The sequence below is a fragment of the Embleya sp. NPDC020886 genome (assembly GCF_044333915.1).
Lineage (GTDB): Bacteria > Actinomycetota > Actinomycetes > Streptomycetales > Streptomycetaceae > Embleya.
Genome location: NZ_JBIRRX010000001.1, coordinates 1,221,965 through 1,238,134, shown reverse-complemented (window position 1 = coordinate 1,238,134; position 16,170 = coordinate 1,221,965). Strand labels below are relative to the sequence as shown.

At 70.8% G+C, this 16,170-nt stretch carries 14 protein-coding genes and 2 tRNA genes; 10 read left to right on the top strand and 6 right to left on the bottom strand.

Annotated features, from left to right (window positions below; translation table 11 throughout):
* Positions 1-20 precede the first annotated feature (20 nt).
* The gene (locus tag ACH4U8_RS05165) at positions 21-551 is read right to left on the bottom strand and encodes an NUDIX hydrolase (protein ID WP_379991128.1); all 531 of its coding nucleotides are present in this window, start codon (positions 549-551) and stop codon (positions 21-23) included.
* Positions 548-1,978, bottom strand: a complete 1,431-nt coding sequence (locus tag ACH4U8_RS05160) for a zinc-dependent metalloprotease (protein ID WP_360308309.1) — start codon at positions 1,976-1,978, stop codon at positions 548-550. The genes ACH4U8_RS05165 and ACH4U8_RS05160 overlap by 4 nt, the downstream gene beginning before the upstream one ends.
* Before the next feature lie 263 nt (positions 1,979-2,241).
* On the opposite strand from ACH4U8_RS05160, the gene ACH4U8_RS05155 reads away from it, so the two are divergent.
* The 4 genes from ACH4U8_RS05155 (at position 2,242) to ACH4U8_RS05140 (ending at position 5,480) form a co-directional block, all read left to right on the top strand.
* Complete coding sequence (locus ACH4U8_RS05155; RefSeq protein ID WP_379991127.1) at positions 2,242-3,444, top strand: NAD-dependent epimerase/dehydratase family protein; 1,203 nt, start codon at positions 2,242-2,244, stop codon at positions 3,442-3,444.
* Positions 3,445-3,543: 99 nt separating this feature from the next.
* Complete coding sequence (locus ACH4U8_RS05150) at positions 3,544-4,005, top strand: molybdenum cofactor biosynthesis protein MoaE (RefSeq protein WP_360308314.1); 462 nt, start codon at positions 3,544-3,546, stop codon at positions 4,003-4,005.
* 138 nt (positions 4,006-4,143) lie between these two features.
* Positions 4,144-4,380 (top strand): hypothetical protein, encoded by a 237-nt coding sequence (locus ACH4U8_RS05145; protein ID WP_360308317.1) that lies wholly within the window; start codon positions 4,144-4,146, stop codon positions 4,378-4,380.
* 47 nt (positions 4,381-4,427) lie between these two features.
* A complete protein-coding gene (locus ACH4U8_RS05140) occupies positions 4,428-5,480 on the top strand; it encodes a PDZ domain-containing protein (RefSeq protein WP_395775851.1) in 1,053 nt (350 codons plus the stop codon).
* 25 nt (positions 5,481-5,505) lie between these two features.
* Here the strand turns inward: ACH4U8_RS05140 and ACH4U8_RS05135 are convergent, their stop codons facing one another.
* A complete protein-coding gene (locus ACH4U8_RS05135) occupies positions 5,506-6,048 on the bottom strand; it encodes a PPA1309 family protein (protein ID WP_360308323.1) in 543 nt (180 codons plus the stop codon).
* Between the two features lie 192 nt (positions 6,049-6,240).
* Between ACH4U8_RS05135 and ACH4U8_RS05130 the strand changes: the two genes are divergently transcribed.
* Both ACH4U8_RS05130 and ACH4U8_RS05125 read left to right on the top strand, forming a co-directional pair.
* Positions 6,241-9,204: a UPF0182 family protein gene (locus ACH4U8_RS05130; protein ID WP_395775850.1), complete on the top strand. Its 2,964-nt coding sequence runs from the start codon at positions 6,241-6,243 to the stop codon at positions 9,202-9,204.
* 109 nt (positions 9,205-9,313) lie between these two features.
* Positions 9,314-9,387: transfer RNA gene (locus ACH4U8_RS05125), tRNA-Met, on the top strand.
* Between the two features lie 174 nt (positions 9,388-9,561).
* Here ACH4U8_RS05125 and ACH4U8_RS05120 read toward each other — a convergent pair.
* Entirely contained in the window at positions 9,562-9,831 is a 270-nt protein-coding gene (locus tag ACH4U8_RS05120) for a hypothetical protein (RefSeq protein ID WP_360308329.1), read from the bottom strand.
* Positions 9,832-10,160: 329 nt separating this feature from the next.
* On the opposite strand from ACH4U8_RS05120, the gene ACH4U8_RS05115 reads away from it, so the two are divergent.
* The 3 genes from ACH4U8_RS05115 to ACH4U8_RS05105 all read left to right on the top strand — a co-directional run bounded on the left by ACH4U8_RS05115 (position 10,161) and on the right by ACH4U8_RS05105 (position 13,628).
* Positions 10,161-10,237, top strand: a tRNA-Met gene (locus tag ACH4U8_RS05115).
* Positions 10,238-10,377: 140 nt separating this feature from the next.
* The gene (locus tag ACH4U8_RS05110; RefSeq protein WP_395775849.1) at positions 10,378-12,303 is read left to right on the top strand and encodes a sel1 repeat family protein; all 1,926 of its coding nucleotides are present in this window, start codon (positions 10,378-10,380) and stop codon (positions 12,301-12,303) included.
* A gap of 320 nt (positions 12,304-12,623) precedes the next feature.
* Positions 12,624-13,628: a hypothetical protein gene (locus tag ACH4U8_RS05105; protein ID WP_395775848.1), complete on the top strand. Its 1,005-nt coding sequence runs from the start codon at positions 12,624-12,626 to the stop codon at positions 13,626-13,628.
* 15 nt (positions 13,629-13,643) lie between these two features.
* On the opposite strand, the gene ACH4U8_RS05100 is transcribed toward ACH4U8_RS05105, so the two are convergent.
* Positions 13,644-14,060 carry a Fur family transcriptional regulator gene (locus ACH4U8_RS05100; RefSeq protein WP_360308338.1) on the bottom strand — a complete coding sequence of 139 codons (417 nt, stop codon included), beginning with the start codon at positions 14,058-14,060 and terminating at the stop codon, positions 13,644-13,646.
* Between the two features lie 123 nt (positions 14,061-14,183).
* Here ACH4U8_RS05100 and ACH4U8_RS05095 point away from each other — a divergent pair, with 123 nt between their 5' ends.
* The gene (locus ACH4U8_RS05095; RefSeq protein ID WP_360308341.1) at positions 14,184-15,641 is read left to right on the top strand and encodes a catalase; all 1,458 of its coding nucleotides are present in this window, start codon (positions 14,184-14,186) and stop codon (positions 15,639-15,641) included.
* 98 nt (positions 15,642-15,739) lie between these two features.
* On the opposite strand, the gene ACH4U8_RS05090 is transcribed toward ACH4U8_RS05095, so the two are convergent.
* Positions 15,740-16,141, bottom strand: a complete 402-nt coding sequence (locus tag ACH4U8_RS05090) for a CBS domain-containing protein (protein ID WP_360308344.1) — start codon at positions 16,139-16,141, stop codon at positions 15,740-15,742.
* Positions 16,142-16,170 lie beyond the last annotated feature (29 nt).

The window sequence follows — 16,170 nt, the reverse complement described above, 5'->3', positions numbered from 1 at the left end:
GTGGTGTGGCGTCGCGGCGCTCAGCACACCTCGCGGGCCCGGGCCACCAGCGCCCGGACCGAGTCGTCCGTCTCGGTGGGCAGCGCGTCGAACGCGAACCACCGCAGGTCCAACGACTCGTCGCTGATCAGCTCGGTCGAACCGGGCGGGGCCAGCGCGACGTACTGCACGTCCAGGTGCACCGCGCACGGCGTGTCGTGCCGGTCCAGGACGACCGGCGCGCCCCCGGCGAGCAGGGTCAGGCCGGTGATTCCGGACTCCTCGCGGGCCTCGCGCAGCGCCGCCTCGGCCAGCGTGCGATCCACCGGCTCGCAGTGCCCACCGGTCTGCAACCACTTGCGGATCTTCGCGTGCAGGGTAAGCAGCACCCGCTCCCGGGCCGCGTCCACGATCACCGCGCTCGCCGTCACGTGCGCGTGCGGACACGCCTTGAGCATGCCGTCCTCATGTGCGGCCAGGTGTGTCAGGTAGGCGTGACGCAAGCGGTCCGCCCGATCGTCGGGCGCCTCCCACTTCGCCAGCACGTCGACCGCGTCGAGCCGTAGGCTCACGCGCCGGACCCCGTGCCGCCGTCCTTGCCGTCCTTGTCGTTCTTGCCTTCCGGCTCGTCGCCGTCGTCGCCGCTCGCCTTGTCGCCGGTCGACTCCAGCTTGTCCAGGTCCGCGTCCAGCTCGGCGTCCAGACCGGACAGGTCCAGCTCGGCGTGGTGCACGAAGCCGTCCGGGTCGTCCAGGTCGTCGGCGGTCGGCAGCAGATCCGGGTGTTGCCACACCGCGTCCCGGCCGTCGACGCCGCGGGCGTCCGCGAGCGAGGCCCACAGCCGCGCCGCGTCACGCAACCGGCGCGGGCGCAGCTCCAGGCCGACCAGCGTGGCGAAGGTCTGCTCTGCCGGGCCACCGGTCGCGCGCCGCCGACGCAGCGTCTCGCGCAGTGCGCCGGCCGAGGGCAGCCGAGACTCCGCGGCGCTGTGCACGACCGCGTCCACCCAGCCCTCCACCAGCGCCAGCGCCGTTTCCAGGCGCGCCAACGCGGTCTTTTGCTCCGGCGTCTCCTCGGGCTCGAACAGACCCTGCGCGAAGGCTTCCTGGAGCGCCTCGGGGTTGCTCGGGTCGATCCGCCCCGCCGCCTCCTCCAGCCGGCTCATGTCCACCTTGATGCCCCGCGCGTACGCCTCGACCGCGCCGAACAGGTGTTGCCGCAACCACGGCACGTGCGCGAACAGACGCTGGTGCGCCGCCTCGCGCAGGGCCAGGTACAGCCGGACCTCGTCCTGCGGTACCGACAGGCCCTCGCCGAACGCGGTCAGGTTGGCCGGCAACAGCGCGGCCTTGCCCGCCGGCCCGATCGGCAGCCCGACATCGGTCGAACCGACCACCTCGCCGGCCAGCGCGCCCAACGCCTGCCCGACCTGGGCGCCGAACATCGCGCCGCCCATGCCGCGCATCATGCCCAGCAGCGGCCCGGCCATGCTCTGCATCTCGTCGGGCATCATCTCGCCCATGGCCGCGACCACCCGGGTCGCCAGCGGCTCGACCAGCGCGCGCCACTGCGGCAGCGTCGCCTCGATCCACTCCGCGCGACTCCAGGCCGCGGTGGTGCTCACCCCGGAGGGCAGCGACGTGGCCGCGTCCAGCCACAGCTCGGCCAGCCGCACGGCCTCCTCGACGCCACCACGCTCGACCGCGCCGATCGACGCGTCGCCCTGCTGGGCCACCGTCTGCCGGGCGATGTCCCGGGCCAGGTCCCAGTTGACCGGGCCGCCCTCGTACGACAGCAGCTTGCCGAGCTGCTGGAAGGCCGCGCCCAGATCCGCCTGGTTCATCTGCCCGAACAACGCGCCGAACGGATTGTTGGGGTCGCCGCCGGCCGCGCCGAAGCCGAACGGGTCATTGGGGTTCGAGCCACCGGAACCACCGCCGGGGCGATTGGGATCGTCGTCGCCCGAGGGCTTGCCGAAGCCGAAGGGGAAGTCAGCCATGGTTGGGCCCCTCTACGTTGTCCACGTGTGCGGCGCCCTCGGGCCCGACCACTCGATGCTGACTCACGGTTACCTCGTCTCGCTCGGCCTGCCCGCCGTCCCGGCCGGAGGCAACGCCGCAGGAGCGCCGATTCGCGCCTGGCGTGAAGATCACAACAACACCTCCGGCAGGATGGATCGCGGACACTGACAGGAAAGGCAAGCAGTCGCGCGTACCTTTCTTGACGAACCGCTCGTACCAAACTAACCACGGGAGACCGCCAGTGAGTTCCCAGCCCCCACGCGTTCGCTCTGGGCGGAGCGGGCGGGAGAGCACGAGCGATGGCACCGGGACCGATGCCTCGGAGACCGCTCCGGAGCCCAACGCCTCGGCCTCGGACCAGCCCTCGGACAAGAGTGTGCCCCGGGTGCGCCCGGTCGTCGCGGTCACCGGTGCCGCGGCCGGCCTCGGTCATCGCGTCGCCTCGCTTCTGGCCACGAACGACCAGGTGAAACGTCTGATCGCGATCGACGAGCGGCGCGGCGAGATTCCCGGCGCCCAGTGGCGGATCATGGACGTCCGCGATCCCGCGCTGGCCGGTCGGCTGGAGGGCGTGGACGTGGTGGTGCACCTCGCGCTCGACATGTCGCTCGACTCCGAACCCCGGGCCCGCGGCGCGCGCAACGTGCGCGGCACGCAGACCGTGCTGACCGCCGCCGCCGCGGCCCGGGTGCCCCGGGTGGTGCTGTGCACCTCGGCGATGGTCTACGGGGCGTTGCCGGACAACGCCGTACCGCTCGCCGAGGACGCGCCGCTGCGCGCGACGGCGGACGCCTCGCTGGTCGGCGATCTCCTGGAGATCGAGGAACTGGCCGAGCGCACCCCGCGCGCCCACCCGCACGTCAAGGTCACCGTGGTCCGCCCGGCGACCCTGGTGGGCGGGCCCGAGGCGGACAGCGTGATGACCCGGCACTTCGAGGCGCCGCGCCTGTTGGTGGTCTCCGGCGGGCAGCCCCGCTGGCAGTTCTGCCACCTGGACGACCTCGCCTCCGCGCTGGAATTCGCCGCGCTGGGCCGGGTCGAGGGTGTGGTCACGGTCGGCTCCGAGGGCTGGCTGGAGCAGGAGGAGATCGAGGAGCTGTCCGGGATGCGCCGGATGGAGTTGCCCGCGTCGCTGGCGCTGGGCACCGCCGAACGGCTGCACCGCCTGGGCATCACCCCCGCCCCGGCGGGCGACCTGGCGTACACGATGCACGGCTGGGTGGTCTCCTCCGAACGGTTGCGCGTGGCGGGCTGGCGACCGGCGTGGACCAACGAGGCGGCCTTCGCGGTGCTCCTGGAGGACGTCGACGGCCGGCATGCGCTGGTGGCCCGCCGGCTCGGTCGCAAGGACGCCACCACGCTCGGTGCGGCGGGTGCGACGGTGGCCCTGGTGGGCACCGCCGCGATCGTGCGCAAGGTCCGCCGTCGGCGCCGCGGCTTCTGAGCCGCCGTCCGCGAGCGCCCGGCGAAGGCGGCAGGCACTCGCGGACAGGGCGACCGCACGCACGCGCACGCGCCGAACGGCGGTGAACGGGGGACCGGCATGATCGGTGCCGGCCCGCCGCGCGCGATACTGCCCGGTATGGACGTCATCCGCATCGCCGAGATCCGCGACACGCCGTTGTCCGTCGAAGAGGTTTTCGCCGCCGTCGGCGACCCGTCCGCGGGCGGCACGGACCTGTTCGTCGGCACGGTCCGTAACGCCGACAGTGGACGCTCGGTCACCGCGCTGGAATACTCCGCACACCCCTCGGCCCAGGACGAGCTGCGTCGGGTGATGGAGAAGATCGCGGCCGATCTGCCCGTGCGCGCGATGGCCGCGGTGCACCGGGTCGGTCGGCTGGAGATCGGCGACCTCGCGGTCGTGGTCGCCGTCTCGTGCCCGCACCGCGCCGAAGCGTTCGCCGCCTGCCGACGGCTGATCGACGAGCTCAAGCACGAGGTGCCGATCTGGAAGCTCCAGCACTTCGTGGACGGCGACTCGGACTGGGTCGGCGCCTGCTGAGACCGACCCCCCCACGGCCGCGCGAATCCCGTGCGCCACCGAGGCCCCACCCGCCTCGGAGCAGCGGAAATGCACCATCACCACCACATACATATGATTTAAGCCGTCAGCCTCCCCCTCCCGTGGACGGAGTACGTCATGGCGTCGGTCGCATGGTGGTGGGCCATCCCGGGGGTGGCGCTGGTGATCGCGGTGAGCTGGGCGGCGTGGACCTGCCGGTCGTTTCGGACGCCGAACATGCACGACTCGATGTCGGACTTCGCGGAGTGGAGCGCGGCCCTGGACCGGGTCCGCACGGCGACCCCGGTCCGGCCCGAACCCCTCCCCGACGCCACCGCCGAACCCACCCCGGAACCGGGCCTCGAAAGCCCGTGACGGCCCGGGCCGCACCGGGAAATCCCGGGTGCCGTAGGGTCGGGCGCATGTCGCGCCGCACCGCCACACTGGTCGTCTCGGGGCTGTTGCTGCTGGCCCTGGCCTGCGCCGTCCTGTTCGCGCCGGTGCCCTATGCCGAGCTGAGCCCCGGGCCCACGTACAACACGCTCGGTGACGAAGGCGGCAAGCCGGTCATCGAGATCTCGGGCCACGAGACGTATCCCACGAGCGGTCACCTGAACATGACCACCGTGTCGGTGACCAACAAGTCCTACGACATGCCGCTGCTCGACGCGCTCGCCGGCTGGGTCAAGGGCGACGCGGACGTGGTGCTCAAGAAGTCGCTGTACCCCGACGACAAGTCCGCAGCCGAGGTCGAGCGGGAGAACGCCGAGGAGTTCAGTTCGTCGCAGGAGCACGCCAAGGTGGCGGCGTTCGCGGCGCTCGGCATCCCGGTCGAGAAGCAGGTGATCGTGGCCACCGTGGCCAAGGACGCACCCGCGCTCGGCAAGCTGCACGCCGGCGACATCATCCTGGCCGTGGACGGCACGCCGATCACCAAGGCCGAGGACGTCGCCGCGACGATCACCAAGCACCGGGCCGGCGAGAGCGTCACGCTCACCGTCGACCCTGCGGACGCCCGCGGCACCCGGCGCGACGTGCAGGTGGTCACCCGCAAGGCCGAGGACGACGGCCGGGCCCTGGTCGGCATCACGCCGGGCATCCTGCCCAAATTCCCGTTCAAGGTGGAGATCCACCTGGAGGACGTCGGCGGCCCGAGCGCGGGGATGATGTTCGCGCTCGGCATCGTGGACAAGCTCAGCCCCGGCGACCTGACCGGCGGCAAGTTCGTGGCCGGCACCGGCACCATCGACGACGAGGGCAAGGTCGGCGCGATCGGCGGCATCCAGATGAAGACCATCGGGGCCCGCCGCCAGGGCGCCAAGTACTTCCTCACGCCCAAGGCCAACTGCGTCTCCGCCGCGCAGACCAAGCCGGGCGGGCTGACCCTGGTCCAGGTGGAGACGCTGGACGACGCGCTCAAGGCGCTGGAGACGATCCGCACCGGCCAGGGCACTTTGACGGAATGTCATGCGTGACCGGTGCGAACCCCCTCGACGCGGACTACTCCTCGTCGCCCTCGCCGAACGTCGCCAACAGCGCCTCGGCCAGCCCCGGCACCAGATCCGCGCCGGAGAGCACCTCGGAGTCGTCGTCCTTGTCCCGCAGCCGCACGGCCGACTCGCGCGAACCGTCGCGCAGCACGCCGACGGCGAGCCGGACCTCCTGGCGCTGCGGGTGCGACGCGACCCACTCGTGGATCTCGCGATCACTGCCCACCGCGGGCATGCTCGCCTCGGCGGACGGCGGCAACATCAGCCGCTCGACCACGAGCGCGCAGCCGAGCACGGCCTCGGGCCAGGCGATGCTCGCCAGGAATTCGTCGATCGCGACGTTCTCGGGGACCTCTTCCTGCTCGATCGGTGTCAGGGTGTCGATGGGCGCGTCACGGTCGGCGGACAAGCCGAGCTGCGCCGCGAGGTCGGGTTCGGTACGGGCCAATTCCGCGGTGTCCACGAGCGCGTACAGGCGGGCCTGCTGGTCCCAGCCGTACGCCGCCACGTGGCGTTCGATCTCGACGAGGGCCTGGGTGAGTGCAACGGTCATGACCCCATCTTCCCGTCTTCGCCCCACGGCGGATCACGACCCTGTATCGGCCGTGTCGGTGGGGAACCACGTCCTGTCTCGGTAAGTTGACCCATCGAGCGCCGACCGGGCGCGTCCAGGTAATGATCGAGGTGCGCACCCTTGGTTTTTCAGATGCCCGAACGAGGCGGCTCAGGTGGCCGTCGGATCAGAATGGGAGCTCCGTCCCGCAGGTCCAGAACCCTGCTCCTGACGCTGGCCATCCTCGTGGTGATCGTTGTCGCGTGGGTGCTGTTCGCGAATTTCTGGACGGATTGGCTCTGGTACAAGTCGGTCGGCTACGGAAACGTATTCACGACCAAGTTGTGGACGCGCATCGGGTTGTTCCTGGTGTTCGGTCTGCTCATGGCCGTGGTCGTCGGCGCCAACGTGTATGTCGCCTATCGGCTGCGACCGGCGTTCCGGGGGATGTCGCTGGAGCAGCAGAGTCTCGACCGCTACCGGTCGGCGATCACCCCGTTCCGTACGTGGTTGCTGATCGGCCTGTCGGTCGTCATCGGCATCATCGCCGGCACCTCGGCGTCGGGGCAGTGGAAGACGTGGCTCCAGTTCGTGAACGGCGTGTCGTTCGGAACCAAGGATCCGCAGTTCCACAAGGACGTGTCGTTCTACGCGTTCGACCTGCCGTTCTATCGATTCCTGATCAATTTCGCGTTCGTCGCGGTCGTCGTCGGCCTCGTCCTCGCGGTGATCACGCACTACCTCTACGGCGGGCTTCGGGTGCAGAGCCCGGGCTCGCGGGCGACACCGGCCGCGCAGGCGCATCTTTCGCTGCTGCTCGGTCTTTTCGTGTTGTTCAAGGCCGTCGCGTACTGGCTGGACCGCTATTCGCTCGCGGTCTCCTCCGGTGATTTCAAGCAGGCGTCGCAATTCACCGGTCTGCGCTACACCGACGCGCACGCGGTATTGCCGGCCAAGACGATCCTGTTCATCGTCGCGCTGATCTGCGCGACGTTGTTCTTCGTCAACGTCTTCCGCCGCACCTGGGCACTGCCGATCATCGGCTTCGGCCTGATGGTGTTGTCCGCGGTGCTCATCGGCGGGCTCTACCCGGCGATCGTCGAGCGCTTCCAGGTCAAGCCGAACCAGCAGGCCAAGGAAGCCAAGTACATCGAGCGCAACATCCAGGCGACGCGCGACGCGTACGGCATCGACGCGGTGGAGCCGGAGAAGTACGACGGCAACGTCGAGGCCAAGCCCGAGCTCAAGGACCAGGCCGCGAACACGGCCAGCATCCGACTGCTCGACCCGAACATCGTCTCGCCGACGTTCAACCAGATGCAGCAGCTCCGGCAGTACTACGGCTTCCAGACCACGCTCGACGTCGACCGCTACATGATCGACGGCAAGATGCAGGACACCGTGATCGCGCTGCGCGAGCTGAACCCGAAGGGTGGTCAGACCCACAACTGGGTCAACGACCACACCAAGTACACCCACGGCTACGGCGTCGTCGCGGCCGAGGGCACCCGGGTGGACCGCGAGGGCAAGCCCGTCTACATCGAGGGCAACATCCGCACGGACGCGCAGGAGGCGGAGACGCCCAGCCCGCTCGGTCCGTACCAGCCGCGGATCTACTTCGGCGAGTCCACGACCGAGTACTCGATCGTGGGTGCGCCCAAGAACACCACGCCGACGGAGGTGGACTACCCGACCGACACCGCGTCCGGTCAGGCCACCTACACGTACAACGGCAAGGGCGGCGTCCCGATCGGCGGCATGTTCAACAAGCTGCTGTACGCGACGAAGTTCCAGGAGGGCAACATCCTGCTCTCCGACACGATCAACAAGGATTCGCGGATCCTGTACAACCGCACGCCCAAGGAACGGGTCGAGGCGGTCGCTCCCTGGTTGACCATCGACGGCGACCCGTACCCGGCCGTGATAAACGGCAAGGTGCAGTGGATCGTCGACGCGTACACGACCAGCAACGGCTATCCGTACGCGACGCGCACCACGCTGGGCGATGCCACCGCGGACTCGCTCAACGCCGAGGACCGGGCCCGGGGCGCGGTCGGCAACACCGGCAACGTCAACTACATCCGCAACTCGGTGAAGGCGACGGTCGACTCCTACGACGGCTCGGTCCGGCTCTACCAGTGGGACGAGAAGGATCCGGTCCTCAAGACCTGGATGAAGGCCTTCCCGAACACGGTCAAGAAGAAGAACGCGATCCCGCCGACCCTGATGGAGCACCTGCGCTACCCGCAGGACCTGTTCAAGGTGCAGCGCGATCTGTTGACCCGCTACCACGTGACCGACCCGCGGACGTTCTTCAACGGTTCCGACTTCTGGAAGGTCCCGAAGGACCCGACGGGCCAGGCACCGGGTTCCGGCGACCAGCCGCCGTACTACCTGTCGATGAAGATGCCGTCGGCGACACCGGGCGGCGCTCCCGACGCGCAGCAGTCGTTCCAGCTCACCAGCACGTTCGTGCCGAAGGAACGGCAGAACCTGGCCGCCTTCATGGCGGTGAACTCGGAACCCGGATCACCCGGCTACGGCAAGATCAGACTCCTGAGTCTGCCGCCGAACACGGCGATCCTGGGTCCGGACCAGATGCAGAACCAGTTCAAGTCGAACGCAGCGGTCGCACAGGTGATCAACATCCTGCAGCGCGGCGACTCGGTGGTGGTCTACGGCAACCTGCTCAGCCTGCCCGTGGGCGGCGGCATGTTGTACGTGGAACCGGTGTACGTCCGGGCCAACGCGCCGGGCTCGTATCCGGTCCTGCAGAAGGTGCTGGTCTCCTACGGCGGCAGCATCGCCTTCGAGGACACCCTCGATCAGGCGCTGACCAAGGTGTTCAGTGGTGCGCCGACCACGACGGTGCCACCGGAGACCGGTACACCGCCGACCACCGGCACGCCACCGCCGACGACGGGGACCACGCCGCCGCCGACGACCGAGAACCCGACGGTCAAGCAGGCGCTGGACGAGGCCAACGCGGCGCTCAAGGAAGCGGACGCGGCCCTGAAGGCGGGTGACTTCGCCAAGTACGGCGAGGCGCAGAAGCGCCTGCAGGCGGCCGTGAACAAGGCCATCGCGGCCGAGCAGGCGGCGGCCAAGCCGCCGGCCACGACGCCACCGGCGACCGGCGCGACGCCGAAGCCGTGATCGACGGCGTATGACGCACGAGGCGGGCCCGCTCCCTTCGGGGGCGGGCCCGTCGCGTTATCGATTTGGTGTGCGGCTACCGGTCACGTAAGCTCAAGGCACAACGCATCGCGGGGTGGAGCAGTTCGGTAGCTCGCTGGGCTCATAACCCAGAGGTCGCAGGTTCAAATCCTGTCCCCGCTACTTGGGAAACACGCGAGAGGCCCGGTTCTTCGGAACCGGGCCTCTCGCGTATGTCGTGTTCGTGTTCCGGTGTCGTCGAGTCCGTTCGGTCGGATCCGGTGCGGGCCCGACCGGACGTGACGGCATGGCCCGACGCGGTGCGTCGGGGTGGCGCACGGGCTGAGGGGTGCCGGACTAGAGCGCGATCTGGCGGCGGCGCTTGGCGCGCAGCGGAGCCATCAGCGTGACGCGCGCCAGTCGGTGGCCGCGCGACTCGTTGCGCGGGGCCAGGCTCTGGATGATGGCGGCCGATTCGAGACTGCTCGCCGTCTCCTGCGTGGAGGCGCGACCGATGAGGGCGAGGTGCCTCTCGAGGCGCTCGCCCACGCCGCTTCGGCCGACGTCCATCGGTGGAACCGGGACCCGGCGCGGCATGCTCGGATGGTCCATTCCTGATATGACCACGACGCAGACCGTACCCCATCGGAGGCACGCCGTGACGGCTTCCGACCCCATGTCGAGATTCGATCGTGTCCGGGATTGGCCGAGAACCCCGTTGTGGCGCAATCGAACTCCCGGTCAACCAGGGGTAATTGCTGTCAAAGGGGGATCGATCCGGGATCGGGGTCGGGATGAACAGGTTCACTCCATGGTCTGAATTCGGCCGCTCTCGCGGGTCGTCCGCGGGTGCGTGCGGCACTGCCGGTCGGGTATGACGATTCCGGGCGCCGTTCCGGGTGCGGGCGAAGGGATTTGCCTGCCCTCGGACGCTGCCGTAGAGTTGTGTCTACCGACGCGGGGTGGAGCAGCTCGGTAGCTCGCTGGGCTCATAACCCAGAGGTCGCAGGTTCAAATCCTGTCCCCGCTACCACATCGAAGGGCCCGGTCTTTACGACCGGGCCCTTCGTGCATGCGTCGACATGGGACGTATCACGACAATACGTCCGGAGTCGGGCCGTCGTTGCCGAATCGCGACTGCATGGATGTGGCCCGAGATGCCACGATGGAGTCATGGGGGCGTGGAAGGGACATCGCGGACGGCGGGGGGACGACCCACCGCCGGAGGCCGACGTCTTCGAAGCGGTGCCGGAAGGCCCCGACACGGTGGTCCTGGACCGCGGTCGGGCCGCCGCCGCGACGACTCCCGCACACCCCGACGACTATGCCGTGCTGGTTCCGTTCCGGCCGCGTCGGCGCAGCCCGAGCGGCAGCGTCGAGGGACACGAGGCGCTGGATCGGCACGAGGCGGCCGAACTCGAACGCCGCTATCGCGAGCGGGCCGGCCGTAGCCCCTCCGCCGCGAACAGCCTCGCGCTGATGTTGCTGGAGCGCGGCGAACAGGACGAGGCCGCCGAGCTGTTGCGGCGGGCCGCCGAGGCGGGACACCGGGGCGCCGCGACCAACCTCGGCGTTTTGATGCACCGTCAGGGGCGGGACGACGCCGCGTCGTTGTGGTGGCACCGGGCGGCCGAGGCGGGCAGTCGGATCGCGGCGTTCTCGCTCGGCGCGCTGCTGCTGGATCAGGCCGACGCGGCGCGGGCGGGCGCCGGCGCGAGCATGGGTGTCTACCAAGATCTTTCCGGCCAGGGCGTCTATTGGCTGCGCAACGCGGCCGAGTCGGGGCATGTGCGGGCCGCACTCACGCTGGGCGAGTTCTTCGAGTTGACCGGGCGGGCCGGGGCCGAGCGGTGGTATCGCCGGGCGGCCGAGGCCGGGCACCCCGAGGCGGCCTATCGGCTCGGCAGGATGGGGCAGGAGCGGGACGACGAACGCGCGGCGTCGACGTGGTTCCTGCGGGCGGCCTCGTGCGGCCACGTGCGGGCCGCGGTACGGCTGGCGACCTCGCTGGAGCGGGCGGGGGACACCGCCGAGGCGATCGGGTGGTACCGGCTCGCGGCCGAGGAGGGGGACGCCGAGGGCGCCCGCGCGCTCGGGTTCCTGTTGCAGGACGCGGGTGACGCCGAGGGTGCGGTGCGGTGGTGGCAGGTCGCCGCGGAGGCCGGTGACGGGACGGCCGCCAACGCGCTCGGTGCGTGGTTCGCGGCCGGCGGGCGGTCGAGCGAGGCGGCCCGGTGGTACGAACGGGCCGCGGCGGCGGGCGAGTGCAACGGGGCGTTCAATCTGGGCCTGTTGCACGCCGAGCACGAGGACGCGCCGGGCGCCGAGCGGTGGTTCCGGATGGCCGCGTATGCGGGCCACGGGGACGCGGCCAACGCGCTGGCGGGGCTGCTGCTGGAGCGCGGGGACGACGAGGAGGCGCGGATATGGTTCGCGCGGGCCGCGGAGGCGGGCAGCGTGGACGGCTCGTACAACCTGGGCATCCTGCACGCGCGCGGCGGCCTGGACGACGCCGCCGAGACCTGCTGGCAGCGGGCCGCGGAGGCGGGGCACGCGGACGCGGCGCTGCAACTGGGCTTGTTGCTTGAACGGCGGGGGGATGCCGAGGGGGCGGCGCGGGCCTACGAGACGGCGGCGCGGGCGGATCGACCGACCGCGGCCTTTCGGCTCGGGGCTATGTTGGCCGAGGCGGGGGCGGCCGAGCAGGCGGAGCGCTGGTACGCGGTGGCGGCGGACGCGGGGCATGTGACGGCGGCGCTGCGCTGCGGGGTGTTGTGCGCGCGGCGGGGTGAGGACAAGTCGGCGGCGCGGCGGTTCAAGGTCGCGGCCCAGGCGGGCAGCGTGTCCGGGGCGTGGAATCTGGCGCTGTTGCATCTGCGGCACGAGGATCCGGACGGCGCGGAGCCGTGGTTGACGGTGGCCGCGCGTGGGGGGCACGGGCGGGCGGCGTTGCGGCTGGTGGTGTTGGCGTTGCGGCGTGGGGACCTGGCCGACGCGGAGCATTGGTGTGGACCGGCGGTTGCGCACGGCCCGGCGGAGGTTGCGGCCAAGGCGCAGCGGTTGCTGGACGCGTTCCGGGCGGAGTCGCTGGCCAGTTGACGGTCGGCCTCGGTCGGCTGCGTCCCCGAACGCCGGACGGGCCGGTGGCTCGGCGGGCTTTGTCGTCAAGCGCCGGACGGGCCGATTGGGGTTGAGTGTCCGTGTGTGCGTGCGTCCTGTGGGCTGATTTTGTTGCGTTCGGGCCTTCGGGTTGCGGTGGGGTCGGGTCGGGTGTGTGCAAGGGCCGGGTCGGTTGAGGCTGGAGGTGGGTGGTTGTGCGGGGTGGCTGGTTGCGGAAGGGGCGGGGGATCGGGGGCGGTGGGGGCGCCTTTGTGGGGGAGTGGCCCGGGGAGGGCGGGGGCCGTGAGGGGGCCGGGCGGGTGGTGGCTCATCTGCGGAGTGTGGTGGCGGCGGGGGACGCGGGGGCGGATGCGGCTGCGGTGAGGGTGATGGGGTTGTCCGCGGCGGCGCTGGTTCGGGTGGATCGGGCCGCTCGGCCGCGGGCGGTCGCGGGGGTGCTCGGCGGGGTGGCCGAGGCCAGGACGTTGCTGCGTACGCGTCGGCATCCGTTGGCTGCGGCGGTGACGAGTCTGGACGAGAACGGCGGGCTGCGCGAGGAGGCGGTGGTGCGCTTGGCGGCCGAACCCGGGCCGTTGGCCTCGGTGTTCCTGGCGCTGCGGACCGACGACTGGGTGGACTCGGTGCGCGAGCGGGCGTTGGCCGCACTGCGTTGGCACGACGAGCCGGACGAGATGCGGGCGGTGGTGCCCGTGCTCGACGCGCTGCGCGGACGGAGCCGGTCCGAGGGGGTGTTGTCCGCCTACCGGGAGGCGTTGCTCACCGGGCCGCGCCGGGAGGCACGGGGGCGCATGTTGGCCACCGAGGAGCAACCGAGCGTGCGCCGCCTGGGCATGGAACTCCTGGACGAGGACGCGCTGTTGGCGATCGCGCTGCGCGACTCGGACCATGCCTGCCGGAGCGCGGCCGGACACGCCCTGCTGGCCCGGCTGCGCGGCCGGGAGCGCCGACACGTCGCGATCCGGCTGCTGCGGGTGCCCGATCCCCGGGTGCGCGAGCGGGCGGTCGAGGTGTTGCCGGCCGGGACCGAACCGGCCGTACTCGCGGGTGCGTTGGCGGATCGCTCGCCCCGGGTGCGGGACGCCGCGCGGCGCCGGCTGTCGGCGGGCGGCGCCGATCCGGCCACCGCGTACCGAGACTTCCTGCGCACCCGGCCCTCGCCGGGCATGCTGCTCGGCCTGGCCGAGTGCGGCGAGGACGCCGACCTGGACATCCTGCACGCCCACCTGGACGCGGAGCGGTCCGCGCTGCGCCGGGCGGCCCGCGCGGGCGCGGTCCACCTGGTCCGGCGGACCACGCCCACGTAGTGGGTCGGCTCGGCCTCAGCCCGATTGGCAGTCCGGGCACACGCCCCGGAAGGTGACCTCGACGCCGGAGATGTCGAAGCCGAAGCGCTCCGTCTCGGCGAGGCCCGCGATCGGGTCGCAGTCCGGATGCACGTCCCGGATCGTCCCGCACACGCGGCACACCAGATGCTGGTGCGCGGTGCGGGCGTTGGGGTCGTACCGCTTCGCCCGCCCGTCGGTGCCCACCTCCAGCACCTCGCCGAGCGTGACGAGTTCGTTCAGCGTGTTGTAGACGGTCGCCCGGCTGATCTCCGGCAGGCGTTCGCCCGCCCGCGCGTGCACTTCGTCGGCGGTCAGGTGTACGTGGTCGCCGTTCAGGACCTCGGCCACGACGCGCCGCTGCGCGGTCAGGCGCCATCCCCGCGCACGCAGTCGTTCCAGAAGGTCGCTCATGCGTACGACGATACAGGTCCCCGGATTGGATCTGGTCTAAATATTGTTCTGGACAAAGTCCAAACTTGGTCCTAGGTTGGGTGCCTGACCACGGCACGAGCAACGCCAGGGGAGACGCAAACCATGTCGCAGCAGCCGAACACGCTGACCACCGAATCCGGCGCACCGGTGGCCGACAACCAGAACAGCCAGACCGCGGGCCCCGGCGGGCCGTTGCTGCTCCAGGACCAGTACCTGATCGAGAAGTTGGCCCGGTTCAATCGGGAGCGCGTCCCGGAGCGGGTGGTGCACGCCCGCGGTTCGGGCGCGTTCGGCTACTTCGAGGTCACCGCCGACCTGTCCCGGTTCACCAGGGCGCACTTCCTCGGCGAACCCGGCCGGCGTACCGAGGTGTTCACCCGCTTCTCCACCGTCGCCGGCAACCTCGGCTCGGCGGACGCGGTGCGCGACCCGCGCGGATTCGCGGTGAAGTTCTACACCGAGGAGGGCAATTACGACCTCGTCGGCAACAACACCCCGGTGTTCTTCATCAAGGACCCGCTGAAGTTCCCGGACTTCATCCACACCCAGAAGCGCGACCCGTACACCGGCAGCCAGGAGGCGGACAACGTCTGGGACTTCTGGTCGCACTCGCCCGAGGCCATCCACCAGGTCACCTGGCTGTTCGGCGACCGCGGCATCCCCGCGTCCTACCGGCACATGGACGGCTTCTCCTCGCACACCTATCAGTGGGTCAACGCCGAGGGCGAGGCGTTCTGGGTCAAGTACCACTTCAAGACCGACCAGGGCATCCGGAATCTGACCGCGGACACCGCCGCCGCGCTCGCCGGCACCGACCCCGACTCGCATCAGCGGGACCTGCTCGCCGCGATCGACGCGGGAGCCGCGCCGTCGTGGACGCTCAAGGTGCAGATCATGCCGGTCGCGGAGGCCGCGACCTACCGGTTCAACCCGTTCGACCTGACCAAGGTGTGGCCGCACGCCGACTACCCGCTGATCGAGGTCGGCCGGCTGGTGCTGGATCGCAATCCGGAGAACGTGTTCGCCGAGGTCGAGCAGGCCGCGTTCAACCCGGCCAACTTCGTGCCGGGCATCGGTCCCAGCCCGGACAAGATGCTCCAGGGTCGGCTGTTCGCCTACGCCGACGCACACCGCTACCGGGTGGGCGTCAATCACACCCAACTCCCGGTCAACGCGCCGCACGCCACCGTCGCCCGCAACCACGGGCGGGACGGCCACATGGCGACCAACCCGGGCGGGCGGGCCAAGAACTACGAGCCGAACAGCTTCGGCGGCCCGTACGAGAGCGGCCTGCCGCTGTGGGCGGCGACCCCGGTGGCCGGTGTCACCGGAACCCACGAGGCCCCCGCGCACGCCCAGGACGACGACTACGTGCAGGCCGGCAACCTGTACCGGCTGATGGCGGCGGACGAGCAGGCCCGGCTGGTGGCCAACATCTCCGGCTTCCTGGCCCAGGTCTCCCGAGACGACATCATCGACCGGGTCGTCGGGCACTTCCGGGCCGCCGACCAGGGCTACGGCGACCGGATCGCCGCCGCCGTCAAGGACCTGCGCGCCTGACCACCCCCCCGAGAACCGCCGCCCGGTACCTGAGCCGCGAATCGGTGCCGGGCGGTGTCGGCGCGGGCGACCGGGGCGCACCCGGTCGCCCGCCGCGATCAACTCACCAACTCCTCGGTGCGTTGCGCCTCGTGGATCTGGCAACGCACGATGTCGCGGACCGAGATGATGCCGAGCACGTCACCGTCGTCGAGCACGATCAGGTGGCGGAAGCCGCCGCGGGTCATCGCCGCCGCGGCGTCGGCCAGGGTCCAGGACGGGGTCGCGAAGACCACGTTCGAGGTGAGGTGATCGCCGGCGCACTCGGCGTCGGGATTCTGGCCCGCGCCGACCGACATCAGGATGTCCCGCTCGGTGAGAATGCCCAGCCCGGACGTGTCCGGGTCGATCACCACCGCCGCGCCGATCTGGCGGGCGGACATCAGGCGCGCCGCGGCGCGGAGCGTATGGGTCGGGCCGATGGTCAGAACGATCGTGCTCATGCCGTCGCGAACGAGCATGTGACACCACCTCCGTCGGGGCGTGGATG